This is a genomic window from Pseudomonas sp. D3-10 (genome assembly GCF_051132175.1).
Classification (GTDB): Bacteria; Pseudomonadota; Gammaproteobacteria; order Pseudomonadales; family Pseudomonadaceae; genus Aquipseudomonas.
The window spans coordinates 54,240-79,173 of the sequence record NZ_CP071668.1; the positions used below are offsets into that span (position 1 = coordinate 54,240).

A 24,934-nucleotide genomic window follows, 5' to 3' on the forward strand; every position below is an offset into this window, starting at 1 on the left:
GGTTTGTCGTTTCGGCCAGCCCCGCTATCATTCGCCGCATCTTCCGGGGGACTTAACCGATGCTCAATGGCCTGTGGCTTGGCTTCTTTATCGTGGCAGCCGTGTCCGCACTGGCGCAGTGGCTGATTGGCGGCAACGCCGGGATCTTCGCCGCCATGGTGGAAAGCATCTTTGCCATGGCCAAGCTGTCGGTGGAAGTCATGGTCCTGCTGTTCGGCACCCTGACCCTTTGGCTGGGGTTCCTGCGCATCGCTGAAAAAGCCGGCATCGTCGACTGGCTCGCCAAGGCCCTCGGGCCGCTGTTTCTTCGTTTGATGCCGGAAGTCCCAGCCGGTCACCCGGCGATTGGCCTGATCACCCTCAATTTCGCGGCCAATGGCCTGGGCCTGGACAATGCCGCCACGCCCATCGGCCTCAAGGCCATGCGCGCCCTGCAGGATCTGAATCCCAGCCCGACCATCGCCAGCAATGCGCAGATTCTGTTTCTGGTGCTCAATGCATCGTCGCTGACCCTGCTGCCGGTGACCATCTTCATGTACCGCGCCCAGCAAGGCGCGCCGGACCCGACCCTGGTGTTCTTGCCGATCCTGCTCGCCACCAGTGCCTCGACCCTGATGGGGCTGCTGTCCGTGGCATTCATGCAGCGTCTGCGCCTGTGGGATCCGGTGGTCCTCGCCTACCTGGTCCCGGGCGCGCTGGCGCTGGGCGGCTTCATGGCGCTGCTGGCCACGCTTTCGGCCACGGCGCTGGCGGGGCTGTCCTCGATCCTCGGGAACCTGACTTTGTTTGGCTTGATCATCCTGTTCCTGGTGGTGGGCGCGCTGCGCAAGGTCAAGGTGTACGAAACCTTCGTTGAAGGCGCCAAGGAAGGGTTCGATGTTGCCAAGAACCTGCTGCCGTACCTGGTGGCGATGCTGTGTGCCGTCGGTGTGCTGCGGGCCTCCGGAGCGCTGGATTTCGGCCTGGACGGTATTCGGCACCTGGCCCAGTGGGCTGGCTGGGACACGCGTTTCGTCGATGCGTTGCCCACTGCCATGGTCAAGCCGTTTTCCGGCAGCGCCGCCCGGGCGATGCTGATCGAAACCATGAAGACCTCTGGGGTAGACAGCTTCCCTGCCCTGGTGGCGGCGACGATTCAGGGCAGCACCGAAACCACTTTCTATGTGTTGGCGGTCTATTTCGGCGCGGTGGGCATCCAGCGAGCGCGCCATGCGGTGGGTTGTGCCCTGCTGGCGGAGCTGGCCGGTGTGGTGGCGGCGATCGGGGTTTGTTACTGGTTCTTTGGCTGACCTGTGCAAGCGAGCCTGCTCGCGATAGGGCCTGACGAGCCCTTTATTCCGTCACCTTGAACCGCAGCACGCCGATCATCTGGCCATTCTCGGTCAGCACCCGCACTTGCCATTTGCCTGTCGGGTCGCCGGGGAAATTCTGCTTGTGGGTCCAGGCGCGATAGCCTTCCTTGCGCCCTCCGTGAATGTCCAAAGCGATGCGGTCCACTTCTTTGCCGTTGAATTGCCAGACATGGTAGATCCGCTCGTCCAGGCCTCGCGGCGCATTGATGGCGGTGTAGGCGTACAGGCCATTGCTGCGAATCTGGGCGGCGCTGACTTCCTTGAGGCTGGCGCCAGGCGTGCGATCTTCCACTTGGGTGCTGATCGCCACCTCGGTCATCCAGAGCGTGGCGGGCGGTACCCAGGAGCGCAGCACCCAACCGGCGGCGCCAATGCCCAAGGTGATGCACAGGATGGCCAGGGCGTTGCGCACGGTACGGATCGGAAAGATCGAAGCCAGGCTCGGGAATGACAACAGCATGGCGATGCCCAATGCCAGCTTGAAGCTCTGGTCGGTGGTCAGGTGCAGGATCACTGGCAGGGCGGTCAGCAACGCCGCGAACAGCGTCAGGGTGTGCAACGCCAGAAAAGCCCATCGCCGCGGCGCCAGCCATTTGTAATACAGGGGGTCGGTGATCGAGACCAATGCCGCCGCCGCGAGCAGGCCAGTGAAGATCAGTTGGCTGCTGTTCCAGGTGGTGGTGATGAAGAAAAACGGCAAGACAAAAAACAGGCTTTCCTGATGAATCATTTGCGTGGCGTAACGCAACAGCGGCTGGGGAATTTCCCGTTTGAAAATCCGTGTGAACAACCGGGTCAGGCTGTTCTCCAGCATCAGCCAGAGCCAGCTCACCAGCATCATGATGGCGATCCAGGTCGCCAGGCCTTGCTGGCGATCCACCAGCATGAAACTGCCGACCCCGGAAATGAAGCCGCCGAGCGCGATGACCCCTGGGTAGCGCTTCATCAGTTCAATAATGCGCTGGATTAAATGAGTCAGGTTCGGCATTCGGCAGGTTCACGCTAAGTCGTAGGAAAAATCCCTGACAGGGTACCACTGTGAATTCATTCCGGGTCCCGTCGATGCCTGCGCCGTATCAGCCAGGCCACCAGCCCCAGCAGAACCGCCACCAACCCGCCGAGTGTCCAGACAAGTTCGTCATCGCTGAGCAGCGGCTTCTCGATGCGCAAATAGCCTGGGTCCTTGAGCAGCTCACGCAGGGCCAGGTTGGCCTGTTCCAGGCTGACTGCCTGCAGGCGCTCGGCTGGGTTGGCGAAGCGGCCGTCTTCGTAGTCGCCCAGGGCGCTCCAGTAATAGTCGGCCAGTGCGCTGTTGCCTTGGACGGCCCAGGACTGATGGGCAATGGCGGCACGCTTTATCCGCACGAAACTCTCGGGGTCCAGGCCGTCCCTCAACAACGTGTTGCGCAGCGTCTCGAGCGCGTGTTCGGCCGGGGGCAGGTCCTCGCGGGCCAGGTCGGCGTTGAGGCTCAGGAAACCGACGCCGCCGAAGACGTCCCGCTCCACCCACGGGCCATAGGACAGGCCGTCAGCCAGGCGCAGTTGCCGGTAGAGCGCCCAATCCAGGTAATCCTTGAGCAGGTCGAAGGTTTCATCATGTTGTTGCTCCAGCACCGGCTCCGGGAACAGCCAGTGAAGCTTGGCGCTGTCGCCGACCAGCCCACGAATCAGGTTGCGCTTGGTCACCGCGCTGTAGCGGATCTGCGCCAGCGGTTCATGGACGCTGGGTTCGACCGGTTCGAGCTCGCCGAAGGCGCGTTCCAGATAGGCCGGCAGCAGTCGATCGAGGTCACCTACGACGATCAACGTCATGTTATTGGGCGCGTACCAAGCCTTGCGCACCTGTTCCAGTTGGGCGACGGTAAAGCGTTCGACCTCGGCCCGTTCCGCACAACGCAAGCCCAGTTCCACGGCCAGTTGGTTGCTGGCTTTGTGGCCCAGGTCCTGGCGGTCGAGCCAGCGTTGCAGATGGGTGTAATGGCCGCCATCCTCGCGCTCTACCACCCGTTTGGCCGCTTCCAGATTCTTTGCGTCAATTCGGGTACGGGTCAGCAATGCCAGCAACAAGTCCAGGACTTTGCGTTGATTGCGCGCTGGCGCCTCGATGACAAACGTCGTGTCGGCGTTGCTGGTGAAGGCGTTCCATTCGCCACCCAGCGCCTGCATGCGCTCTTCCAGGCCGCCCTCGCCGGTATCGTCGACGCCGCTGAACAGCACATGTTCGAGCAGGTGTGGCAGTTCCTTGTCGGCGCAGCTGAAATCATCGAGGCCCACGCCGACCACCAACCGAATCGCCACATGTCCACGTTCCGTGCCGGGCTTGAGCAACAACTGCATGCCGTTGGGCAACGTATATCCCTCGACCTGGAAGCGATCCTGGGCAACGACGGGTAGGGAACCGAACAAAAGCAGGACGAGTAGCAGACAACGCATGGCGGGCTTCCTGGCGGCTTGTAAATCCATGGTCCGGGGACACACTTGTTGACTGGCCGAGACGCCAGTCGTTCAAGGCGAATGGGTGATGTCGGACATTTCGTCGGCGGACAGGGCGCCGATCTCGGATGTTTCCAGCACCACATAGGCGCTGCCGCAGAACAAGGAATTCAAGCGCCGCATGTCGGCGATCAGTTCCAAGTGAAGGGAACTCGTCTCAAGGCTTTGCACGACTTTGCGCTGCAAGCGGCTGACATGGGCGTGGGCCATCCGTCGTTCCTGCGCGCGAAAGCGCCGTTTCTCGCGCAGCAATTGGCGAGCACTTTCCCGATCGGCACTGAGGAAGACCGACAATCCCAGGCGCAGGTTAGCGATCAGATGGCTGTGCAGCCCCGCCAACTCTTCCAGGCCCACGTCAGAGAACGAGCGGCGTTGGGAGGTCTTCTGCTGCTGGACCTTGCGCAACATGCGTTCGATGAGGTCACTGGCCAGTTTGAGGTTGATCGCCAGCTCGATGATTTCCGCCCAGCGGCGACTGTCCTGTTCACTGAGATCTTCACGAGGCATTTGCGCCATGTAGAGCTTGATGGCGCTGCACAGCGCTTCGACGTCATCGCTCATGCTGCGCAGTTGTTGAGTGATCGCCGTTTGCTCGCCTCGCAGGACGCCGAGCATGGACTCGAGCATGTTTTCGATCAGGTCGCCAATGCGCAGGGTTTCCCGCGCGGCGTTCGCCAGCGCCAGGCTTGGTGTGGCGAGGGCGGCGGGGTCCAGGTGCCGTGACGTGGCTTTGCCATTGGCTTGCGGTCGTTCCGGCAGCAGCCAGGCACAGAGCCTGGCCATCGGTCCGACGCTGGGCAACAGCACCAGGCAACGCACGGTGTTATAGAGCAAATGAAAGCCAATGACGGTTTCCTGGGGGCTGAAATCCAGGCCGTCCAGCCAACCCACCAGCGGGTCGAGTACCGGAATGATCAGCAGCAGGCCGATCAGCTTGTACAACAGGCTGCCCAGCGCCACCTGGCGTCCGGCGGCGTTCTGCATGCTGGTGCTGAGGAACGCCAGCACGCCGCTGCCGATATTGGCACCGATCACCAGGCCGATGGCGACTGGCAAGCTGATCACCGCAGCGCCGGCGAGGGTCGCGGTCAGCAAAACCGCCGCCAGGCTGGAATAGGAAATCATTGCGAACAGCGCACCCACCAAGGCATCGAGCAGGATGTCGCCGGTCAACGAGGCGAAAATCACCTTCACGCCCTGGGCCTGGGTGATCGGCGCGGCGGCTTCGACAATCAATTGCAGGGCCAGGATGATCAGGCCCAGGCCGATGGAGACCCGGCCCATCTGGCCGACGCGGGTCTGTTTGCGCGAGAGGAAAAAAATCACTCCGAGGAAGATCAGCAGCGGCGACAGCCGCGACAGGTCCAGGGTCAGCACCCGGGCCATCAATGCGGTGCCGACGTCCGCACCGAGCATGGTCGCCAGGGCAGGGGTCAATGCCATCAGGCCCTGGCCGACGAAGGAAGTGACGAGCATCGCCGTGGCATTGCTGCTCTGGACCATGGCCGTGACCATGATGCCGGCGATGAACGCCAGCCAGCGCCTGGACATGTTCTGGCCAATGACATGGCGCAGGTTCGAGCCGTAGACCCGCAAGATGCCGGTCCGGACGATATGCGTGCCCCAGATCAGCAAGGCCACGGCGGAAAGTAGATTCAGCAGGGTCAGCATGAGGAGCCCCCTGTTAGCGTCCCAGATGGACAAATTGACGGTGCCACATCGTTTTACTTCTTGTACTTAAGCTGTAGTTGCCGAATGGTCCGGGCGCCAGCATTGCACAGCTGAAGATGGGTTTGAAACAAAACTGTCATAAAACAGTTTCCTCGAAAACACCCCGCCCCCTGTAGGAGCGAGCCTGCTCGCGACGGCGGCAGCACATCCAACATCTTTGTTTCAGGCGATCGCTTTCGCGAGCAAGCTCGCTCCCACAGGTTTTGCATTCGAGCGTTTTTTGCAGGCATGAAAAAGGGGCTCACAAGAGCCCCTTCGTTTCACTGCCCTACATCTTTACTGACCCGGGACATCCTTGCGCAGTTTCACCGGATCCTGTTGCTTGCGCTTGCGAGCAATCGCTGTGCGCATCTTGATGTTGATCGCTTCCACCGCCAGCGAGAACGCCATGGCGAAGTAGACGTAGCCCTTGGGCACGTGCACGTCGAACGATTCGGCGATCAGCACGGTACCGACCACCAGCAGGAACGACAGCGCCAGCATCTTCAGCGACGGGTGCTTGTCGATGAACGTGCTGATGGTGCCCGAAGCCAGCATCATCACCAGGACGGCAACGATGATTGCCGCCACCATGACCGGTACATGGGAAACCATGCCCACCGCGGTGATAACCGAGTCCAGGGAGAACACGATGTCGATGATTGCGATCTGGATGATGGTGTAGATGAAGTTGCCACCCTTGACCGACGGCTCATCGCTGCTTTCTTCCTCGCCTTCCAGCGCGTGGTACATCTCCTGGGAGCTTTTCCACAGCAGGAACAAGCCACCGAAGAACAGGATCAGGTCACGACCGGAGATGCCCTGGCCGAACACTTCGAACAGATCGGCGGTCAGGCGCATGACCCAGGTGATCGACAGCAGCAACAGGATCCGCGTGATCATCGCCAGCGCCAAGCCGAAAATCCGGGTGCGCGCCTGCATGTGCTTGGGCATGCGGCTGACCAGGATCGAGATCATGATGATGTTATCGATGCCCAGGACAATTTCCAGGGCGGTCAGGGTAAAGAAGGCAACCCATATTTCCGGGTTGGTCAGCCATTCCATGTGAGTTCCTTTGAGCGAGTGTTAGGCCGCGTCGCGCCTTCGGTTGACCGATAGGGGCGACGCAGCGGGCATTGCTTTTATAGAGTGCTGAACAGCGGAAAAATCCCCATCAGCAAGGCGGCGAACATTATGCACAGGCAAACCAGTACTGCCCACTTCAAGGTGAAGCGCTGGTGATCGCCGAATTCGATACCGGCCAAGGCTACCAGCAGGTAAGTCGACGGAACCAGCGGGCTCAGCAGGTGGACGGGCTGGCCAACGATGGAGGCACGGGCCATCTCGACGCCAGTGATGCCGTAATGGCTGGCCGCTTCCGCCAGAACTGGTAACACCCCGTAATAAAATGCATCGTTCGACATGAAGAAAGTGAACGGCATGCTCACCAGCGCGGTGATGACCGCCAGGTACGGGCCGAGGAAGTCCGGGATGACCGCCAGCAGGCTCTTGGACATGGCGTCGACCATGCCGGTGCCGGACAGGATGCCGGTGAAGATCCCCGCCGCGAAAATCAGCCCGACCACCGCCAGGACGCTGCCGGCGTGGGCCGCAACGCGGTCCTTCTGCTGCTGCAGGCACGGATAGTTGACGATCATCGCAATACTGAACGCCACCATGAACAGCACGGGCAGCGGCAACAGGCCGGCGATCAGGGTGCACATCAAGACCAGGGTCAGCGCGCCGTTGAACCAGATCAGCTTCGGACGGCGGGCGTCCGGGAACTGGGAAACGCTGATTTCGCTGTGGTCCATTTCGTCGCCCGCCAGGTGCAATTCACCCAGGCGCGCACGCTCGCGTTTGCCGTACATGTAGGCAATCGCCAGGATCGCCACGACGCCGGCCAACATGGCGGGAATCATCGGCACGAAGATGTCGGACGGATCCACATGCAGCGCACTGGCCGCCCGGGCGGTTGGGCCGCCCCAGGGGGTCATGTTCATCACGCCGCCGGCGAGGATGATCAGGCCAGCCATGATCCTTGGACTCATGCCGATGCGGCTGTAGAGCGGCAGCATCGCGGCCACGCAGATCATGTAAGTGGTCGCGCCGTCACCATCAAGGGAAACGACGAGCGCCAGAACGGCGGTACCGACCGAAACTTTCAACGGGTCGCCCTTGACCAGCTTGAGGATCTTGCGAACGGCCGGGTCGAACAGGCCGGAGTCGATCATCAGGGCGAAATAGAGAATCGCAAACATCAGCATCACCCCGGTAGGGGCGAGCTTGGTGATGCCTTCGAGCATCATCGGGCCGATCTTCGGTGCAAAACCGCCGAACAGGGCGAACAGGATCGGGATGATGATCAAGGCGATCAGCGCGGAAAGGCGCTTGGTCATGATCAGGAACATGAACGTGATGACCATGGCAAAGCCAAGGAAAGTCAGCATGGGAAATACTCCAGGCGTGGCGCGGCGGGCAAAGGCGAACCGGTCAGGTCAGCGCAGGATGCAAAGCACGGGGCGGACGGATGGAGTGGGCGCAACGGGATGGGTAGCAGCGGACATCAGAATCACCATTGTTGTTGTTAAAAAGGCCGCACGAGCATCAGCAAGCTCGTTGTAGGCCACCGGTCTGTTGCCGGTAGGTGAGGCGATCCTAATCGCGCAAGCTTTCAGCAGCCTTTCGCAGGCCGACCGTATGACCAACGCATGAAGTTACTTTGTGGCGGGGGATTTATTCCCGTTGGACTGCGAAGCAGGCCCAAAAGAGCAGACCGCATTCTTTCGAAATTTCGCAATGACAGGTTTCAGGGCCGCTTCGCGCCCCCAGCGGGGATAAATCCCCTCGCCACAAAAGCAATCAGCGTTTCACTTTGAAGGCTGAAAGATTCAAATACACGTGGGCGTGGTAGCCCTTGATCCGTTGCATCGGTCAATCCTTGATAAAGAGGCGAACCCTCTTGGTTTTCCGCGGGTCAGAGCCTTTACACGCGGGAAAAAAGGAACACCAGCCATGAAAAACGCGGAAACCCCGGTTATCAAAGTGGTGCTTTATGGTGCCATGAGCAGCCTCGGCAGTGCGTTGATGGCTGAACTGCTGCGACGACAGCATGAAGTAATCGCCATTCTGGATGACCTTACCGCCCTGGCCCCACGCCCGGGACTGCGGGCCAAGACCGGCGATCTGTTCGACCCGGAGCGGGTCAAGCAAAGCGTCGCCGGTGTCAGCGCCGTCGTATGCCTGTTGAACGCACCGGGATTGCCGATGAACAGCGAGCAGGTGGAGCGCACATTGATTCCCGGCCCGGTGGAGCAAGTCCTGGCGGTGGATGCGTTGATTGCCGGCATGCAAGCGGTGAACATTTCACGGTTGTTTTTGGTGGGTGACTTCGCGGTGCTCGACGAAGAACAAGCCGACGACGACTTGCAGCGCCATGCCGCCGAAGAAGTGCTTGATGCTCTGAAGAACAGCACGCTGCAGTGGACCCTGATCAACGCGCCCTATGCCGCGCCAGGCTTGGGCATCGAACACTTCAGCCAGGTCAGTACCAGCCTCGAGCCGGGCCTGGCCGAAACCCTGGAGCGGCTCAACCGCGTGGCCGTCGGCATCGCCGATGAGCTGCGCTTGAACCTGCATGTGGGCGAGCACGTCAGTTTTGTCACGGCCGTGTAGGCGTATCAAACGGCGATGGAAGGCAGCGGCAAGCCAGTGAGCGACTCGGCGCTGTTGGCCTGTTCTTCCATCAACCAATCCACGAACAACTTGATAAGAACACCGCGGCGCTTGCGCTGGGGCAAGACCACGTAATACCCCAGCCGGGACAGCACCGTTTGGGCGATCGGACGACACAACAATCCTTGGGCCAGCAAGTTATCCACAAGGTGTCGCCAGCCGATGGCGACGCCCTGGCCGCCGATTGCCGCCTGGATGAGCAGCGTGTAATTGTCGAAGCGCAACTGCCCGGGCGCTGGCGGCGAGTTGATGCCTAATTCGCGAAACACACCACTCCAGTCGAACCAGTTGCTGCTGTTGCCCGCGCGCAGGTGCAGCAACGGGAATTCCGCCAAGGCCTGGGCGGGCAAGGGCAGGGGACGTTCTCCGAGCAGCAGCGGACTGCACACAGGGAAAACTTCTTCGCTGAACAGCCAGCGACTTTCGCCTTGTTTGAAGCGACCATCGCCGAACAACACTGCAACGTCAATATCGGTACGGAGCATGTTGTGGTTGCGCTCGCTGGTCACCAGGCTCACATCCACCTGGGGATTGGCTGCGTGAAACCGATGCAGCCGAGGCATCAGCCAATAAGCGGCAAAGGCAAAGTCCGTCGCCACTTGCAGCACTTCGTGCTGGTGCTGGGCGGTGATCGCATTCAGACCCGCATCGATGCTTTGCAAACCGGTCTGGACTTGCTCGAACAGCAGCGTGCCGGCTTCAGTCAGCTCGATGCCTCGATAGATGCGGTCAAACAGCCGCGTGCCCAGCTGTTCTTCCAACCGTTTGATCTGCTGGCTGATGGCCGGCTGCGTGGTGCCCAGCTCGATCGCGGCCGCGGTGAAGCTTTGCTGGCGAGCCGCTGATTCGAAGACACGGAACAGGTCCAGGGAGAGGTCACCCAAGGCTTCATACATAAGCTGTGCTTATCCTAGTCATTGTCTCGCATGGGCTTTACCCCAAAACTCAGGGGCTACATGCTCAATCGCAGCACTATCGCATAACTGCCTACTATGGAATGCCGCGAATACATGAAGCGCAAGAACATTCTTTTCATCATGGCCGATCAAATGGCCGCGCCAATGTTGCCGATCTATGGTCCGTCGCCCATCAAGTTGCCGAACCTGTCCCGCCTGGCCGACCAGGGCGTGGTGTTCGATGCCGCGTATTGCAACAGTCCGTTGTGCGCGCCGTCACGCTTTACCCTGGTGAGCGGCCAGTTGCCAAGCAAGATTGGCGCCTACGACAACGCGGCGGATTTCCCAGGGGACGTTCCGACGTATGCCCACTACCTGCGCCGCCTCGGCTACCGCACGGCGTTGTCTGGCAAGATGCATTTTTGCGGACCGGACCAGCTGCACGGCTACGAAGAACGTCTGACCAGTGACATCTATCCTGCCGACTACGGCTGGGCCGTGAATTGGGATGAGCCGGATGTGCGGCCGAGCTGGTATCACAACATGTCATCGGTGTTGCAGGCCGGCCCGTGCGTGCGGACCAATCAGCTGGACTTCGATGAAGAGGTGGTGTTCAAGGCCCAGCAATACTTGTTCGACCACATCCGCGAGGACGGCGACCAGCCGTTTTGCCTAACGGTATCGATGACACACCCACACGATCCGTACACGATTCCCAAGGCATTTTGGGATTTGTATGACGACAACGAGATCCCACTGCCGCAAACCCCGGCGCAGGCTGAACTCGATCCGCATTCCCAGCGCCTGCTCAAGGTCTATGATCTTTGGGATAAGCCGCTGCCTGTGGATAAGATCCGCGATGCTCGTCGAGCGTATTTCGGGGCGTGCAGCTACATCGACAGCAATGTCGGCAAGTTGCTGCAAACCCTGGAGGACACCGGGCTGATCGACGACACCATCGTCGTCTTCTCCGGCGATCATGGCGATATGCTCGGCGAAAAGGGTCTTTGGTACAAAATGCACTGGTTCGAAATGGCCGCTCGGGTACCGTTGTTGATCAGTGCCCCGGGGCAGTTCGCCAATCGCCGTGTCGGTGCGGCTGTGTCCACCGCCGACCTGCTGCCGACCCTGGTTGAACTGGCCGGCGGTACGCTGGAGCCAGGTCTGCCACTGGACGGCCGTTCGCTGGTGCCGCATCTGCAAGGGCAGGGCGGACATGATGAGGTCTTCGGCGAATACATGGCTGAAGGCACGATCAGTCCGTTGATGATGATCCGTCGCGGCCCGTGGAAATTCATCTACAGCGAGGATGATCCATGCCTGCTGTTCGATCTACGCAACGATCCCAAGGAGCAGCAAGACCTCAGCCAATCGCCCGAACATCAGTCGCTGTTCGCTGATTTTCTCGCCGAAGCGCGGGCCAAATGGGACATTCCGACGATTCATCAACAGGTACTCGCCAGCCAGCGACGTCGACGTTTCGTCGCCCATGCGCTGACCCTGGGCAAACTCAAGAGCTGGGATCACCAGCCGCTGGTGGACGCCAGCCAGCAGTACATGCGCAACCACATCGATCTGGACGATCTGGAGCGCAAGGCCCGTTATCCACAACCCTGCCAATAAACCAATAACGTAAGGGGAAGCACATGCAAAAGTTATCCACAGTACTGGCCGCCGGGCTGTTGGCGTTGAGCAGTGTTTCGGCGTGGGCCGAGCAAAGCTGCGAGACGGTCAAAATGGCTGACCCGGGCTGGAGCGACATCGCTGCGACCAACGCCATCACCGGTTTCCTGCTGGAAGGCATGGGTTACAAGCCCAAGGTCGATACGCTTGCCGTGCCGATTACGTTTGGCGGCCTGAAAGATGGTCAGGTCGATGTGTTCCTGGGTAACTGGATGCCGGCGCAGCAGGGCTTCTATGACAAATTCGTGGCCAACGGTGATGTTACGCAACTGGCCAAGAACCTTGATGGCACTGAATTCACCCTGGCGGTGCCCGATTATGTCTGGGACGCAGGCGTGCATAACTTTGCCGACCTGAACAAATTCGCGGACAAGTTCGACAAGAAGATCTACGGCATCGGGTCCGGTGCCCCGGCTAACCTTTCCCTGAAAGAAATCATCAAGACCAACGATTTCGGCATGGGCGAATGGAAGCTGGTGGAGTCCAGCGAACAGGCCATGTTGGCGGAAGTCTCCCGGGCGGTGAAAAAACAGAAGTTCGTGACCTTCCTCGGCTGGACCCCGCACCCGATGAACGTGCAACTGAAGATGCACTACCTCAAGGGCGGCGAGAAATATTTCGGCGATACCGGCAGCGTGTACACCTTGACGCGCAAAGGTTATGCACAGGCCTGCCCGAACGTTGGCAAACTGCTGACCAACCTGAGCTTCACCCAGGAAATGGAAAACAGCATCATGGCTGAGGTGGTGACCAAGAAAGTCAGCAACGCCGACGCGGCCAAGGCCTGGATCAAGGCCAATCCGGCGGTGCTGGATAAATGGCTGGATGGCGTGAAGACCGTGGACGGTAAGGACGCGCTGGCGGCGGTGAAGGCCAAGCTCTGACAGCTGCGCCGGGCTCTTGTGGCGAGGGAGCTTGCTCCCGCTCGGTCGCGCAGCGGCCGCAGAATCGGGCCTGCTGCGCAGTCCAGCGGGAGCAAGCTCCCTCGCCACGTTGGTTCACCTGATACTCTTGCGCCAAACCCCATTCTTGAGGCCCCATGGCAATCCCCACGCGCCATTCGCTGTTTCCATTCCTGAGCTGGCTACCCCGGCAGACGCGCGCCAGTGTCGGCCGTGACCTGGTTGTCGGCCTCAGCGGTGCGATTCTCGCGCTGCCGCAGTCCATTGCCTACGCCCTGATTGCCGGGTTGCCACCCGAGTACGGACTGTACGCGGCGATCGTGCCGGTGCTGATCGCCTGCTTGTGGGGCTCGTCGTGGCATCTGATCTGCGGTCCTACGGCGGCGATCTCCATTGTCCTGTACGCCACGGTCAGTCCCCTGGCCGTTCCGGCAACCCAGGACTACATCACGCTGATCCTCTTGCTGACGGTCTTGGCGGGTATTTTCCAATGGCTGCTCGGGTTGTTGCGGTTCGGGGCGCTGGTCAATTTTGTCTCGCATTCGGTGGTGCTGGGTTTCACCTTGGGCGCAGCGGTGGTCATTGCCTTGGGGCAACTGCCGAACCTGCTGGGCCTGGACCTGCCGAACGAAGCCACGGCGTTGAAAAGCTTGCTTATGTTGTTCAACCACATCGCAGCTGTGGATAAGCCTTCGCTGTTGTTGGGACTGGGCACCCTGGCGCTGGGCATTGTGCTCAAGCGCTTGCTGCCACGCTGGCCAAGCCTGTTGATAACTTTGGTCATCAGCAGCCTGGTGGTCTGGGTGTGGCCGGCGATGTTCGGGCATGTGGCGTTGGTTAGCGCCTTTGTCGGGCGCCTGCCGCCGTTCACACCGCTGCCGCTGGACCTGGAATTGATCTTGCGCCTGTTGCCCGGTGCCGTGGCGGTGGGCATGCTCGGGCTGGTGACCAGTCTGTCCATTGCCCGGTCGCTGTCGGTCCGCTCCGGGCAGTTGCTCGATGCGAATCAGGAGGTGAGGGCGCAGGGTCTTTCCAATATTGTTGGAGGTTTTTTCGCAGGATCGTTGTCAGCCGGTTCCTTCACTCGCTCGGGCCTCAGCTACGAGGCTGGCGCCTGCTCGCCCCTGGCCGGGATGTTTTCGGCATTGTGGGTAGCGCTGTTTGCCGTTGCCGGCGCGAAATTGATCGCGCACATTCCGATTCCCGCCATGGCCGGCAGCATCCTGCTGATCGCCTGGGGCTTGGTGGACCATCGCGGGATCCGGGCGTTGTACCGGGTGAGTCGCTCCGAATTCCTGGTCATGGGCCTGACCTGCCTGGCCACGCTGTTGCTGGAATTGCAAACCGCTATCTACGCCGGCGTACTCGCCTCGCTGTTTTTCTACCTCAAGCGCACCTCCCAGCCACGTGTGCACCATAGCCGCGAAGGCGAGGCGGACATCTTGCGGGTGGGCGGCTCGATCTTTTTCGGCGCCAGTCATTATTTGCAGGTGCGTTTGCAGCGTATGCAGGCGCAACGGGTGGTGATCGACGCCCAGCAGATCAACTTCATCGATTATTCGGGCGTGGAAATGCTCCATCAGGAAGCCCGGCGGTTGCGCGGCCAGGGGCGTAGCCTGACCTTGCGTGGGGCAAGGCCGCAGGTGGTGGAGGAACTGCTGAAACTGGAAGGAGCGCAGGCGTGCCCGATTCACTTCGAAGAATAGGACACAAGGCAGACATACTCAGTGGCGAGGGAGCTTGCTCCCGCTGGGCTGCAAAGCAGCCCTAGAGGGTCTGTCAGTCTTATAGCGCCAACTGACGACGCAACTCGGCCAGCACCGGCGCCGTATCCGGGCGTACCCCGCGCCACAGGTAGAACGCTTCGCCCGCCTGCTCGGCCAGCATGCCCAGGCCGTCCATCGCCACCGCCGCGCCATGTTCTCGGGCCCAGCGGCAGAAGGATGTCGGCTCCTTGCTGTACATCATGTCGTAGCAGAACGTCTGGCCCGGCTCGATCAGGCTTGCGGCAATCGGCGGTACATCGCCCGTCAGGCTGGCGGACGTGGCGTTGATGACCAGGTCTACCGGCTCCTTCAACCAATCAAAACCACTGGCCGAGACCGGGCCCAGGTCGGCGAACAGCTCAGCCAGCAACTCGGTTTTTTCCACCGTCCGATTGGCGATGATCACCGACGCCGGTGCTTCGGCCAGCAGCGGTTCCAAGGCGCCGCGCACCGCACCGCCGGCGCCGAGCAAGAGGATGCGCTTGCCCTTGAGGCTGAAACCGGCGTTGACGGTCAGGTCCCGCACCAGCCCCGCACCGTCGGTGTTGTCGCCCAAGAGGCGGCCGTCGGCCAGTTTGCTCAAGGTGTTGACCGCCCCGGCGCGCTGCGCCCGGTCGGTCAAGCTGTCAGCCAGGCGGAAGGCGTCTTCCTTGAACGGCACGGTGACGTTCGCCCCACGGCCCTCGCGGAAAAATTCCCGGGCGCAACCGGCAAAATCCTCCAAGGGTGCCAGCAACGTGCTGTAGTCCAGCACCTGCCCGGTCTGCTCGGCAAACAGGCGATGGATCATTGGCGACTTGCTGTGGCCGATCGGGTTACCCATTACAACGTAGCGGTCCATTGATAATCCCCGTTCAGACCGTGGCCAGCCAATCGCGATCCTGCAGGAAGTACTCGGTCAGGCGAGCCTCTTCGCTGCCCGGTTCGGCTTTCCAGTCATAACTCCAGCGGACCTGCGGCGGCAGGGACATCAGGATCGACTCGGTACGCCCGCCCGATTGCAGGCCGAACAGCGTGCCGCGGTCATAGACCAGGTTGAATTCCACGTAGCGTCCACGGCGGAACTCCTGGAATTCCCGTTGCTTGGCCGTGAACGGGTCGTGCTTGCGACGACGCACGATAGGCAGGTAGGCATCGATGTAGGCATCGCCAATGGCGCGCATGAAGGCGAAGCTGGTGTCGAAGTCCCACTCGTTCAGGTCATCGAAAAACAGGCCGCCGATACCTCGGGGCTCGTTGCGATGCTTGATGTGGAAATAGCTGTCGCACCAAGCCTTGTAGCGCGAATAGATATCCGGGCCGAACGGTTCGCAGGCTTGCTGGGCGATGCGGTGCCAATGCACGCAATCTTCTTCCACGCCGTAATAAGGCGTCAGGTCGAAGCCACCGCCAAACCACCAGACCGGCTCCTCGCCTTCCTTTTCGGCGATGAAAAAGCGCACGTTGGCGTGGGACGTCGGCACATGGGGGTTGTGGGGGTGGATAACCAGTGACACGCCCAGGGCTTCGAAGCCGCGCCCGGCCAGCTCAGGCCGGTGGGCACTGGCTGACGGTGGGAGACCGCTGCCGAAGACGTGGGAAAAGTTGACGCCGCCCTTTTCGATCACCGTGCCGTTTTCGATCACTCGCGTACGACCGCCACCTCCGGCTGGCCGGGTCCAGGCGTCCTCGACGAAGCGAGTGCCACCGTCCTCGGTTTCCAGTGCCGCGCAGATGCGGTCTTGCAGGTCCAGCAGATAGGCTTTCACGGCCTCGGTGCGAGTAGTCATGACATCACCTTGATCAGGGCTACGCTGCTCGGCGTACAAGGCCGCCGGCAAAATGGGCGCACAGGATAACACCGCATCCGCCCACACCACAGTTGACGTGGATCAAGCTTAGGAGTCCGATAGCAGGCTTGGTAAAAGTCCCACGATAAGGAGAAAGTGAAGATGGCCAAACGCATCCAGTTCAGTTCCCACGGCGGCCCAGACGTACTTGAGTTCGTGGATTACCAGCCCGCCGAGCCCGGTCCGCAACAGGTCCGCGTGAGCAACAAGGCCATCGGCCTGAACTTCATCGACACCTATTACCGCAGTGGCCTTTATCCGCCACCGGCCTTGCCGTCGGGGCTCGGTGCGGAGGGCGCGGGTGTGGTCGAGGCCGTTGGTTCGGACGTCACGCGTTTCAAGGTCGGTGACCGCGTCGCCTACGGCAGTGGTCCGCTGGGGGCGTACAGCGATGTCCACGTATTGCCCGAGGCCAATCTGGTCCACTTGCCCGAGGCCATCAGTTTCGAACAGGCCGCCGGGGTGATGCTCAAGGGCCTGACCGTGCAATACCTGCTGCGTCAGACTTACGAGCTCAAGGGCGGCGAGACTGTTCTGTTCCACGCCGCCGCCGGTGGCGTGGGCTCCTTGGCCTGCCAGTGGGCCAAGGCCTTGGGCGTGAAGCTGATCGGCACCGTCAGCTCGGCGGAAAAAGCCGCCATCGCCAGATCCCATGGCGCCTGGGAAGTCATCGACTACAGCAAGGAAAACGTCGCACAGCGCGTATTGGAATTGACTGACGGGAAGAAAGTCCCGGTGGTGTATGACGGCGTTGGCAAGGACACCTGGCTGACCTCCCTGGACTGCACGGCGCCGCGTGGCCTGGTGGTGAGCTTCGGCAATGCCTCCGGTGCGGTGGACGGCGTGAACCTGGGGATTCTCTCGGCCAAGGGCTCGCTGTACGTCACCCGCCCGACCCTGGCGACCTACGCCAACAATGCCGAAAACCTGCAGCGCATGGCCGATGAGCTGTTCGGGATGATCGCCAGTGGCAAGCTCAGCGTGGATATCAATCAGCGATTCCCGCTGGCTGAAGCGGCCAAGGCGCATACCGAATTGTCGGCGCGGCGGACGACGGGGTCGACGATCCTCCTGCCCTGATCCAGTGGCCGCTAAAAGACCGGTGGGAGCGAGCTTGCTCGCGATAGCGGTGTATCAGTCAACATCTATGCTGACTGACCTGACGCCATCGCGAGCAAGCTCGCTCCCACAGTTGCTTTGTGGTGTTCATAAATACTGCGTGAACACAAAACCCTGTGGGAGCGAGCCTGCTCGCGAAAGCGGTGTATCAGCCAACATTGATGCTGGCTGACCTGACGCCTTCGCGAGCAGGCTCGCTCCCACAGTTGATTGTGTGCTGACAAAAAGTCAGTCCGGGCGCACCACCTTGCCCGTCGCCAAATCACGAATCACGCTCGGGTTCTTGCGCCCGCCCAGGTTACCGCCCAGCACCAGATCGAGCTGGCCGCGGAAATACTGTTCGACGCGGATGCGCGTGCGCGCCGCCGGCCGGCCTTGTGGGTTGGCCGACGTGGAGACCAGCGGGCCGATCAACGAGCACAAGTCACGGACGATTGGATGATCGCTGACCCGCAGCGCAACGGTGTCATGCACGCCGGTGATCCACTCCGGCAACAGATCCTGGTGCGGCACCAGCCAGGTATTGGGCCCCGGCCAGGTGCTGGCCATGCGGTCCATCCAGGTTTCGGGGAAGTCTTCGAACAGAAAGTCGAACTGGCGAATGTTGTCAGCCACGAGTATCAAGCCCTTGTCGGGCCTTCGGGACTTGATAGCCAACAGACGCTCCACCGCATCCTCGTTCCACGGATCGCAACCCAGGCCCCAGACCGCTTCGGTTGGATAGGCAATCACCGCCCCGGCGCGAATTTCTCGCGCGGCTTGTTGCACACGCCAACTGTTGACCATGAAACATTCTCCGCAACGCAAATAAGGCTGTGGGCAGTTTACCGATCTTCCCCATAAAACCTAGCGTGCGAACCAACGACCGCTGTCACAAATGGCGCGTCCCTCCATTTCCAGCTCGGTCAACGCCGCCAGCACCTTGGGCGGACCCCAGCCGCTGGCGTCGGCCAACGCCTCGCTGCTCAGCGGTGCGGCATGCAGCAGGCGCAGCAGCGGATGGGTCACGGGCACAGGCTCGGCGGCCAGCGGCAGCCGCTGCCAACCGCGCAATGCTTCGAGAATGTGCTCGACAGTTTCCACCAGCGCCGCCCCGTCGCGGATCAATTGGTGACAACCTCTGGCCCCAGGATGATGAATCGACCCTGGAATGGCATACACCTCGCGACCCTGTTCCGCCGCCAGCCGGGCGGTGATCAGCGAACCGCTCGCGACACTGGCTTCGACCACGAGCACGCCGAGGGATAAGCCGCTGATGATCCGGTTTCGACGCGGGAAGTTGCCGGCGTTAGGCGCTGCGTCCAGCGGAAACTCCGATATCACCGCGCTGCCCTGGGCAATCATCGCCTCCGCCAGCCGTCGATTGCGCTGTGGATAAAAATTTTCGAGGCCGGTGCCCAGCACGCCGATGGTTTGCCCGCCGACATCCAATGCCGCTTGATGGGCAGCGGCGTCGATGCCCAAGGCCAGGCCGCTGGTAATGACAAAACCGGCGCCGGCCAGGCTTCGAGAAAACGCCGCCGCCGTATCCATGCCCGGGCGGGATGCCCGGCGACTGCCGACCATGGCCAGCTGCGGCTTTTCCAGGATCGAGGCGTCGCCCGCGACCATCAGCAGCGGGGGCGCGTCGCTGATCTGGGCGAGCAAAGCGGGGTAGTCAGGCTGGTCCCACATCAATAAATGCTGGGCCGGACCGTCTAGCCAGGCCAATGCGTGGGCGGCACCGTCGCGTATTTGCGGGGCGCGTCGGGCCTCGGCGCACGTGGCCGGCAACCCCAGCGCCCGCCATGCGCTCGCCGGTGCGCTGATGGCTTTGGACGCTGAGCCAAAAGCCTCCATCAGGGTCATGAAACGTTTAGGCCCCAATTCCGGCAAGCGATGCAAGCGCAGACGGGCCTCCAGTTCCGCAGGCGGAACCGAAGCAGATTCAGGCAATGGCATGTGATCAATCCTTGATCGTTATAGCCCCGTTCAAGCGGGAACAAGCTGTGGATAACTCTGTTGGTAACTTGTGAGACACGTTACGGATTGCGCACCTTGTCGAGTATCGCCAGCGATCGCGAGGCGTACAGCACCAGGCCATAACTGAGTTTGTCGTAGGTGCGGAATACCATCAGCAGGCCGGCGCGTTCGTCCGGGATCTTCACCGGTGCACCGGTGATACGGTCACGCACGGTTTCGCCGGTCTTCATCACGGCCAGAACGTTGCCCTCAACCAGCCCGTCGCGCCGCCCCTTGTTCAGCGTCACCACGTCCATCGCGCCGATCTGCGTTACGCCACGGGGTACGTCGAGGATGAGCCCCTGGATGTCCGATTTCGGCGCGCTGGGCATGAAAGTCGAATTGATCGAGCGCTCTTCGCCGCTGAACAGGCGATCGCCCAGGCGTACCTCTTGCGTGGTCCGTCGCAGGGCCAGTGTCGTGACATCGCCTTCGGTGGCAACGATTTCACCGCTGCCGATGTCATCGGCATTGATGCCCAGAAACTCCTTGGTCTCGGGATCGGTGTAGACCTTACCCTGGCGGAAGATGCCGTAGGCCGGCTGGCTCGTGTCGAAGTCGCCGCGGGCGAAGATCCGGTCGCCGGTGCCGCTGAGCACTCGTTCGGCGTCGCCTGCAACGACGTAGGGTGCCTTGTTGAAATCTTCCGCCGTGTCGACGATGCGGTTGCTCAGCAAAAAACTGTTAATGGCCTGCAGCGGGATGCTCGGGATCGCGTCAGCCACCGGTGAACTGCGAATGCGAGGCGACAGCTTGATGGTGCCGCGTGAGGTGCCGCGATTGAGGGTCAGGCGCGGCTGGCCGTTGATGTAGACCAGCGACAGGGTGTCGCCGGGGTAGATCAGGTTGGGGTTTTCGATCTGCGGGTTGGCCTGCCACAGCTCGGGCCATTTCCATGGTTCGCGCAGGTATTTGCCGGAAATGTCCCACAGCGTGTCCCCCGTCACCACTGTGTATTGCTGGGGAAAACCTTCCCGAAGTTGCACTTGCCCGTGCGCGATACCGGCCGAAGCCAGGAGCAGCAGGGCGAGTAGTGATTTCCTCATGCGGTGAATCCCTTTATTATGTGCGTTCGCGTAAAACGCCAGAGCCCCCGTGGCTCGCTCTGTTTCAAGAGCAACGTTTTACAACGGTAGCCTGCATCCCAATACACGCCAGGCAAGCCACCCGACTTTACTTCACACGTGCATTTATCAAGCTTATGGCCATTTTGAACATTCTCGAATTTCCGGACCCGCGCCTGCGCACTATCGCCAAACCGGTGGCCGTAGTGGACGACGAAGTGCGTCAGCTGGTCGATGACATGTTTGAAACAATGTATGAGGCGCCAGGCATCGGCCTCGCCGCGACCCAGGTCAACGTGCACAAGCGTATCGTCGTCATGGACCTCTCCGAAGACCGCAGCGAGCCCCGGGTGTTCATCAACCCCGAGTTCGAAACGCTCACCGACGAGATGGAGCAGTACCAGGAAGGCTGCCTCTCGGTGCCGGGCTTCTACGAAAACGTCGACCGTCCGCAGAAGGTCAAGATCAAAGCCCTGGACCGCGACGGCCAGCCTTACGAGCTGATCGCCGAAGGCCTGCTGGCGGTGTGCATCCAGCATGAATGCGACCACCTCAACGGCAAGCTGTTCGTCGATTACCTGTCTAATCTCAAGCGTGACCGGATCAAGAAAAAACTGGAGAAGATCCATCGCCAGAACGCTTGATGCCCCTCTTCAAAGGCTTGCCGCGGCAAGCCTTTTTCTTTTTGCGACTGCTTTGTAACTGAGAGCTTCCCATGACTGAGCCACTGCGCATCGTCTTTGCCGGCACTCCCGAATTTGCCGCCGAACACCTCAAGGCCCTGCTGGCCAGCCCCCATGAAATTGTCGCGGTCTATACCCAGCCGGATCGTCCTGCCGGTCGCGGACAGAAACTGATGCCCAGCCCGGTCAAGCAGCTTGCCTTGGAGCACGGCTTGCAAGTCCTGCAACCGCCGACCCTGCGCGATGCCCAGGCCCAAGCAGAACTGGCGGCGCTCAAGCCCGACTTGATGGTGGTGGTTGCCTACGGCCTGATCCTGCCGCAAGTGGTGCTGGATATCCCGCGCCTGGGCTGCATAAACAGCCACGCCTCGTTGTTGCCGCGTTGGCGCGGTGCCGCGCCGATCCAGCGTGCGGTGGAAGCGGGCGATGCCGAGAGCGGCGTGACCGTCATGCGCATGGAAGCAGGCCTGGACACCGGGCCGATGCTGCTCAAGGTCAGCACCCCCATTGGCGCCGAAGACACCGGTGGCAGCCTGCACGACCGCCTCGCGCTGATCGGCCCGCCAGCGGTGGTCCAGGCCATTGCCGGCCTGGCCGCCGGCACGCTGGAAGGCGAAGTGCAGGATGACAGCCTCGCCACCTACGCGCACAAACTGAACAAGGACGAAGCCCGCATCGACTGGAGCCGCCCGGCCGTTGAGCTGGAACGGCTGGTGCGCGCCTTCAACCCTTGGCCGATCTGCCACAGCACCTTGAACGGCGAAGCCCTGAAAGTGCTGGCGGCCAGTTGCGCCGAAGGGAAGGGCGCACCGGGAGAAATCCTCAGTGCCAGCAAGGACGGCCTCGTTGTCGCGTGTGGCGATCAAGCATTGTGTCTGACACGTCTGCAATTGCCCGGCGGCAAGGCGCTGGGCTTCAGCGACTTGTTCAACAGCCGTCGTGAGAAATTTGCCATCGGCACCGTCCTCGGCCAAGCGGCGGACGCTTCATGAATCCGCGTCTGGCTGCCGCCAAGGCACTTGCCGCTGTACTCAGCGGGAAAGCCTCGCTGAACAGTTCCCTGCCGGCGCAGCTGGACAAGGTTGAGGACCGTGATCGCGGTTTCACCCAAGACCTGGCGTTCGGCACCGCCCGTTGGCAGCCGCGGCTGTCGGCCCTGGCTGCCAAGCTGTTGCAGAAGCCGTTCAAGGCCGCCGATGCCGACGTCGAAGCGCTGCTGCTGGTGGGGCTCTATCAACTGCTCTACACCCGCGTCCCCGCCCACGCCGCCATCGGCGAAACCGTGGGCTGCGCCGACAAGCTGAAAAAGCCCTGGGCCAAGGCCCTGCTCAATGCCGTGCTGCGCCGCGCCCAACGGGAAAGCGAAACCCTGCTGGGTGAACTGGAACACGACCCGGTGGTGCGCACCGCCCACCCGCGCTGGTTGCAGAAATCCCTCAAGGCCTTCTGGCCCGAGCAATGGGAAGCCATCTGCGCGGCGAACAATGCCCACCCGCCGATGATCCTGCGGGTCAACCGTCGCCACCATACCCGCGATGCCTACCTGGCGTTGCTGGGCGAGGCGGGCATCCCGGCCATCCCGTGCCAGTACAGCCGCGACGGCATCGTCCTGGAAACCCCGGGCGATGTGCGCGCACTGCCGGGCTTCGCCGAGGGCTGGATCAGCGTCCAGGACGAAGCCGCGCAATTGGCCGCCGACCTGCTGGAGCTGGCGCCCGCCCAACGGGTGCTGGACGCCTGTTGCGCGCCGGGTGGCAAGACTTGTCACATCCTCGAGGCCGAGCCGAAACTGGCCGGCGTGGTGGCCGTGGACCTGGAAGCCAAGCGCCTGGTGCGAGTGAAGGAAAACCTTGAGCGCCTGGGCCTGGACGCCGAACTATTCGCCGCCGACGGTCGCGACACGGCTGCGTGGTGGGACGGCAAGCCGTTCCAGCGCATCCTGTTGGACGCGCCTTGCTCGGCCACCGGCGTGATCCGTCGCCATCCGGACATCAAGCTCACCCGGCAGCCGGACGACATTGCCGCATTGGCCGTGTTGCAAGGCGAACTGCTTGATGCCATGTGGTCGACCCTGGACGTGGGCGGCATGCTGCTCTACGCCACCTGCTCGACTTTGCCGACGGAAAACACCGAAGTGATCGAAGCATTCCTCGCTCGCACGCCGGGTGCCCGTGAGCTGGACATTGCCACCCAGGCTGGCATCAAGCAGCCCCATGGCCGGCAGTTGTTGGCCCAGGAAGGCGGGCACGACGGGTTCTATTACGCCAAGCTGATCAAAATCGCCGCCGCACGCGGTTAAAACCGATTCGATAGGAGTGACTGGATGAAAATCATCATCCTGGGTGCAGGGCAGGTTGGCGGCTCGCTGGCGGAACACCTCGCCAGCGAGGCCAACGACATCACCGTGGTCGACACCGACGGCGAACGCCTGCGCGACCTCGGCGACCGTCTCGACATTCGTACGGTACAAGGGCGCGGCTCCTTGCCGACGGTATTGCGCCAGGCCGGCGCCGACGACGCCGACATGCTGGTGGCGGTGACCAACAGCGACGAAACCAACATGGTCGCCTGCCAGGTCGCCCACACGTTGTTTCACACCCCGACCAAAATCGCCCGGGTTCGCGAAGGGGCCTACCTGACCCGCGCCGACCTGTTCGACAACGAAGCGATCCCGGTGGACGTGCTGATCAGCCCCGAGCAGGTGGTGACCAACTACATCAAGCGCCTGATCGAACACCCCGGTGCCTTGCAAGTGATAGATTTTGCCGAGAGCAAGGCGCAACTGGTGGCGGTCAAGGCCTACTACGGCGGACCGCTGGTGGGCCAGCAACTGCGCCAATTGCGCGAGCACATGCCCAATGTCGAGACCCGCGTGGCAGCGATTTTCCGCCGTGACCGGCCGATCCTGCCCCAGGGCGACACCGTGATCGAAGCCGATGACGAAGTCTTCTTCATCGCCGCCAAAGCGAATATTCGCGCGGTCATGAGCGAAATGCGCCGCCTCGACGAAAACTACAAACGCATCGTCATCGCCGGCGGCGGCCAGATCGGCGAACGCCTGGCCGAAGCCATCGAAAGCCGCTACCAAGTCAAGATCATCGAGATGAACCCGGCACGCTGCCGCTACCTCTCCGACACCCTCGACAGCACCGTGGTGCTGCAGGGCAGCGCCTCCGACCGCGACCTGCTGCTGGAAGAAAACATCGCCGACGCCGACATCTTCCTGGCCCTGACCAACGATGACGAAGCCAACATCATGTCCTCGCTCCTGGCCAAGCGCCTGGGGGCCAGGAAGGTCATGACCATCATCAACAACCCGGCCTACGTCGACCTGATCCAGGGCGGCGACATCGACATCGCCATCAGCCCGCAACTGGCAACCATCGGCACCTTGCTGGCCCACGTGCGCCGCGGCGATATCGTCAGCGTCCACTCCCTGCGCCGCGGCGCGGCCGAAGCCATCGAAGCCATCGCCCATGGCGACGCCAAATCCAGCAAAGTCATCGGCAAAGCCATCCGCGACATCGGCCTGCCGCCCGGCACCACCATCGGCGCCATCATCCGCGACGAAGAAGTGCTCATTGCCCACGACGACACCGTGATCCAGACCGGCGACCATGTGATCCTGTTCCTGGTGGATAAGAAGCACATTCGCGACGTCGAAAAGCTGTTCCATGTGGGGTTGAGCTTTTTCTGATCCA

At 61.6% G+C, this 24,934-nt stretch carries 21 protein-coding genes; 10 read left to right on the forward strand and 11 right to left on the reverse strand.

The window, feature by feature from the left end; all coding sequences use genetic code 11:
- Nucleotides 1–59: 59 nt before the first annotated feature.
- Nucleotides 60–1,289 (forward strand): nucleoside recognition domain-containing protein, encoded by a 1,230-nt coding sequence (locus J3P90_RS00250; protein ID WP_420766011.1) that lies wholly within the window; start codon nucleotides 60–62, stop codon nucleotides 1,287–1,289.
- 43 nt (nucleotides 1,290–1,332) lie between these two features.
- Here the strand turns inward: J3P90_RS00250 and J3P90_RS00255 are convergent, their stop codons facing one another.
- The 5 genes from J3P90_RS00255 to J3P90_RS00275 form a co-directional block, all read right to left on the reverse strand.
- Nucleotides 1,333–2,340 (reverse strand): DUF5924 family protein, encoded by a 1,008-nt coding sequence (locus J3P90_RS00255; protein WP_420766010.1) that lies wholly within the window; start codon nucleotides 2,338–2,340, stop codon nucleotides 1,333–1,335.
- Nucleotides 2,341–2,396: 56 nt separating this feature from the next.
- Nucleotides 2,397–3,785, reverse strand: a complete 1,389-nt coding sequence (locus J3P90_RS00260; protein ID WP_434608643.1) for a M16 family metallopeptidase — start codon at nucleotides 3,783–3,785, stop codon at nucleotides 2,397–2,399.
- Nucleotides 3,786–3,857: 72 nt separating this feature from the next.
- Entirely contained in the window at nucleotides 3,858–5,516 is a 1,659-nt protein-coding gene (locus tag J3P90_RS00265; RefSeq protein WP_434675628.1) for a Na/Pi cotransporter family protein, read from the reverse strand.
- A gap of 336 nt (nucleotides 5,517–5,852) precedes the next feature.
- A complete protein-coding gene (locus J3P90_RS00270; protein WP_420766007.1) occupies nucleotides 5,853–6,620 on the reverse strand; it encodes a TerC family protein in 768 nt (255 codons plus the stop codon).
- 77 nt (nucleotides 6,621–6,697) lie between these two features.
- Nucleotides 6,698–8,005, reverse strand: coding sequence for a CitMHS family transporter (locus tag J3P90_RS00275; protein ID WP_039593443.1), 1,308 nt, complete (start codon nucleotides 8,003–8,005; stop codon nucleotides 6,698–6,700).
- Nucleotides 8,006–8,570: 565 nt separating this feature from the next.
- On the opposite strand from J3P90_RS00275, the gene J3P90_RS00280 reads away from it, so the two are divergent.
- Nucleotides 8,571–9,230 (forward strand): NAD(P)-dependent oxidoreductase, encoded by a 660-nt coding sequence (locus tag J3P90_RS00280; protein WP_434561436.1) that lies wholly within the window; start codon nucleotides 8,571–8,573, stop codon nucleotides 9,228–9,230.
- Nucleotides 9,231–9,235: 5 nt separating this feature from the next.
- Here J3P90_RS00280 and J3P90_RS00285 read toward each other — a convergent pair whose 3' ends face one another.
- Complete coding sequence (locus J3P90_RS00285; RefSeq protein WP_434675629.1) at nucleotides 9,236–10,186, reverse strand: choline sulfate utilization transcriptional regulator; 951 nt, start codon at nucleotides 10,184–10,186, stop codon at nucleotides 9,236–9,238.
- Nucleotides 10,187–10,300: 114 nt separating this feature from the next.
- Between J3P90_RS00285 and betC the strand changes: the two genes are divergently transcribed.
- The 3 genes from betC (at nucleotide 10,301) to J3P90_RS00300 (ending at nucleotide 14,477) form a co-directional block, all read left to right on the forward strand.
- Nucleotides 10,301–11,809: a choline-sulfatase gene (betC, locus tag J3P90_RS00290; RefSeq protein WP_434675630.1), complete on the forward strand. Its 1,509-nt coding sequence runs from the start codon at nucleotides 10,301–10,303 to the stop codon at nucleotides 11,807–11,809.
- 23 nt (nucleotides 11,810–11,832) lie between these two features.
- On the forward strand, nucleotides 11,833–12,753 hold the full coding sequence (gene choX, locus J3P90_RS00295) for a choline ABC transporter substrate-binding protein (RefSeq protein WP_420766003.1): 921 nt from the start codon (nucleotides 11,833–11,835) through the stop codon (nucleotides 12,751–12,753).
- Between the two features lie 155 nt (nucleotides 12,754–12,908).
- Nucleotides 12,909–14,477 carry a SulP family inorganic anion transporter gene (locus J3P90_RS00300; protein ID WP_434608635.1) on the forward strand — a complete coding sequence of 523 codons (1,569 nt, stop codon included), beginning with the start codon at nucleotides 12,909–12,911 and terminating at the stop codon, nucleotides 14,475–14,477.
- A 79-nt stretch (nucleotides 14,478–14,556) separates the two neighbouring features.
- Here the strand turns inward: J3P90_RS00300 and aroE are convergent, their stop codons facing one another.
- Both aroE and hemF read right to left on the reverse strand, forming a co-directional pair.
- Nucleotides 14,557–15,378 (reverse strand): shikimate dehydrogenase, encoded by an 822-nt coding sequence (gene aroE, locus J3P90_RS00305; RefSeq protein ID WP_434675631.1) that lies wholly within the window; start codon nucleotides 15,376–15,378, stop codon nucleotides 14,557–14,559.
- A gap of 13 nt (nucleotides 15,379–15,391) precedes the next feature.
- Entirely contained in the window at nucleotides 15,392–16,306 is a 915-nt protein-coding gene (hemF, locus tag J3P90_RS00310; protein ID WP_434608630.1) for an oxygen-dependent coproporphyrinogen oxidase, read from the reverse strand.
- Between the two features lie 162 nt (nucleotides 16,307–16,468).
- On the opposite strand from hemF, the gene J3P90_RS00315 reads away from it, so the two are divergent.
- Complete coding sequence (locus J3P90_RS00315; protein ID WP_434675632.1) at nucleotides 16,469–17,446, forward strand: NADPH:quinone reductase; 978 nt, start codon at nucleotides 16,469–16,471, stop codon at nucleotides 17,444–17,446.
- Nucleotides 17,447–17,713: 267 nt separating this feature from the next.
- On the opposite strand, the gene J3P90_RS00320 is transcribed toward J3P90_RS00315, so the two are convergent.
- The 3 genes from J3P90_RS00320 to J3P90_RS00330 all read right to left on the reverse strand — a co-directional run bounded on the left by J3P90_RS00320 (nucleotide 17,714) and on the right by J3P90_RS00330 (nucleotide 20,532).
- Nucleotides 17,714–18,271, reverse strand: a complete 558-nt coding sequence (locus J3P90_RS00320; RefSeq protein WP_434561424.1) for an L-threonylcarbamoyladenylate synthase — start codon at nucleotides 18,269–18,271, stop codon at nucleotides 17,714–17,716.
- Between the two features lie 60 nt (nucleotides 18,272–18,331).
- Nucleotides 18,332–19,426, reverse strand: coding sequence for a DNA-processing protein DprA (dprA, locus tag J3P90_RS00325; protein ID WP_434675633.1), 1,095 nt, complete (start codon nucleotides 19,424–19,426; stop codon nucleotides 18,332–18,334).
- Between the two features lie 80 nt (nucleotides 19,427–19,506).
- Complete coding sequence (locus J3P90_RS00330) at nucleotides 19,507–20,532, reverse strand: LysM peptidoglycan-binding domain-containing protein (RefSeq protein WP_434608623.1); 1,026 nt, start codon at nucleotides 20,530–20,532, stop codon at nucleotides 19,507–19,509.
- A 155-nt stretch (nucleotides 20,533–20,687) separates the two neighbouring features.
- On the opposite strand from J3P90_RS00330, the gene def reads away from it, so the two are divergent.
- From def to trkA, 4 genes are all read left to right on the forward strand, one after another.
- Nucleotides 20,688–21,194, forward strand: a complete 507-nt coding sequence (def, locus tag J3P90_RS00335) for a peptide deformylase (RefSeq protein ID WP_053126951.1) — start codon at nucleotides 20,688–20,690, stop codon at nucleotides 21,192–21,194.
- A gap of 71 nt (nucleotides 21,195–21,265) precedes the next feature.
- Nucleotides 21,266–22,225, forward strand: coding sequence for a methionyl-tRNA formyltransferase (gene fmt / locus J3P90_RS00340; RefSeq protein WP_434675634.1), 960 nt, complete (start codon nucleotides 21,266–21,268; stop codon nucleotides 22,223–22,225).
- On the forward strand, nucleotides 22,222–23,532 hold the full coding sequence (gene rsmB, locus J3P90_RS00345; protein ID WP_434675635.1) for a 16S rRNA (cytosine(967)-C(5))-methyltransferase RsmB: 1,311 nt from the start codon (nucleotides 22,222–22,224) through the stop codon (nucleotides 23,530–23,532). The genes fmt and rsmB overlap by 4 nt, the downstream gene beginning before the upstream one ends.
- Before the next feature lie 24 nt (nucleotides 23,533–23,556).
- Entirely contained in the window at nucleotides 23,557–24,930 is a 1,374-nt protein-coding gene (trkA, locus tag J3P90_RS00350; protein ID WP_420765993.1) for a Trk system potassium transporter TrkA, read from the forward strand.
- The last annotated feature ends 4 nt before the right edge of the window (nucleotides 24,931–24,934 follow it).

What these genes read in the sequence shown, in the direction of transcription:
- J3P90_RS00285 (WP_434675629.1), bottom strand. Translation starts at nt 10,186, where the DNA reads ATGTATGAAGCCTTGGGTGACCTCTCCCTGGACCTGTTCCGTGTCTTC.
- J3P90_RS00330 (WP_434608623.1), bottom strand. Translation starts at nt 20,532, where the DNA reads ATGAGGAAATCACTACTCGCCCTGCTGCTCCTGGCTTCGGCCGGTATC.
- choX (WP_420766003.1), top strand. Translation starts at nt 11,833, where the DNA reads ATGCAAAAGTTATCCACAGTACTGGCCGCCGGGCTGTTGGCGTTGAGC.
- fmt (WP_434675634.1), top strand. Translation starts at nt 21,266, where the DNA reads ATGACTGAGCCACTGCGCATCGTCTTTGCCGGCACTCCCGAATTTGCC.
- def (WP_053126951.1), top strand. Translation starts at nt 20,688, where the DNA reads ATGGCCATTTTGAACATTCTCGAATTTCCGGACCCGCGCCTGCGCACT.
- J3P90_RS00280 (WP_434561436.1), top strand. Translation starts at nt 8,571, where the DNA reads ATGAAAAACGCGGAAACCCCGGTTATCAAAGTGGTGCTTTATGGTGCC.
- aroE (WP_434675631.1), bottom strand. Translation starts at nt 15,378, where the DNA reads ATGGACCGCTACGTTGTAATGGGTAACCCGATCGGCCACAGCAAGTCG.
- J3P90_RS00255 (WP_420766010.1), bottom strand. Translation starts at nt 2,340, where the DNA reads ATGCCGAACCTGACTCATTTAATCCAGCGCATTATTGAACTGATGAAG.
- J3P90_RS00260 (WP_434608643.1), bottom strand. Translation starts at nt 3,785, where the DNA reads ATGCGTTGTCTGCTACTCGTCCTGCTTTTGTTCGGTTCCCTACCCGTC.
- dprA (WP_434675633.1), bottom strand. Translation starts at nt 19,426, where the DNA reads ATGCCATTGCCTGAATCTGCTTCGGTTCCGCCTGCGGAACTGGAGGCC.
- J3P90_RS00300 (WP_434608635.1), top strand. Translation starts at nt 12,909, where the DNA reads ATGGCAATCCCCACGCGCCATTCGCTGTTTCCATTCCTGAGCTGGCTA.
- J3P90_RS00265 (WP_434675628.1), bottom strand. Translation starts at nt 5,516, where the DNA reads ATGCTGACCCTGCTGAATCTACTTTCCGCCGTGGCCTTGCTGATCTGG.
- trkA (WP_420765993.1), top strand. Translation starts at nt 23,557, where the DNA reads ATGAAAATCATCATCCTGGGTGCAGGGCAGGTTGGCGGCTCGCTGGCG.
- betC (WP_434675630.1), top strand. Translation starts at nt 10,301, where the DNA reads ATGAAGCGCAAGAACATTCTTTTCATCATGGCCGATCAAATGGCCGCG.
- J3P90_RS00270 (WP_420766007.1), bottom strand. Translation starts at nt 6,620, where the DNA reads ATGGAATGGCTGACCAACCCGGAAATATGGGTTGCCTTCTTTACCCTG.
- J3P90_RS00250 (WP_420766011.1), top strand. Translation starts at nt 60, where the DNA reads ATGCTCAATGGCCTGTGGCTTGGCTTCTTTATCGTGGCAGCCGTGTCC.
- hemF (WP_434608630.1), bottom strand. Translation starts at nt 16,306, where the DNA reads ATGACTACTCGCACCGAGGCCGTGAAAGCCTATCTGCTGGACCTGCAA.
- J3P90_RS00275 (WP_039593443.1), bottom strand. Translation starts at nt 8,005, where the DNA reads ATGCTGACTTTCCTTGGCTTTGCCATGGTCATCACGTTCATGTTCCTG.
- rsmB (WP_434675635.1), top strand. Translation starts at nt 22,222, where the DNA reads ATGAATCCGCGTCTGGCTGCCGCCAAGGCACTTGCCGCTGTACTCAGC.
- J3P90_RS00320 (WP_434561424.1), bottom strand. Translation starts at nt 18,271, where the DNA reads ATGGTCAACAGTTGGCGTGTGCAACAAGCCGCGCGAGAAATTCGCGCC.
- J3P90_RS00315 (WP_434675632.1), top strand. Translation starts at nt 16,469, where the DNA reads ATGGCCAAACGCATCCAGTTCAGTTCCCACGGCGGCCCAGACGTACTT.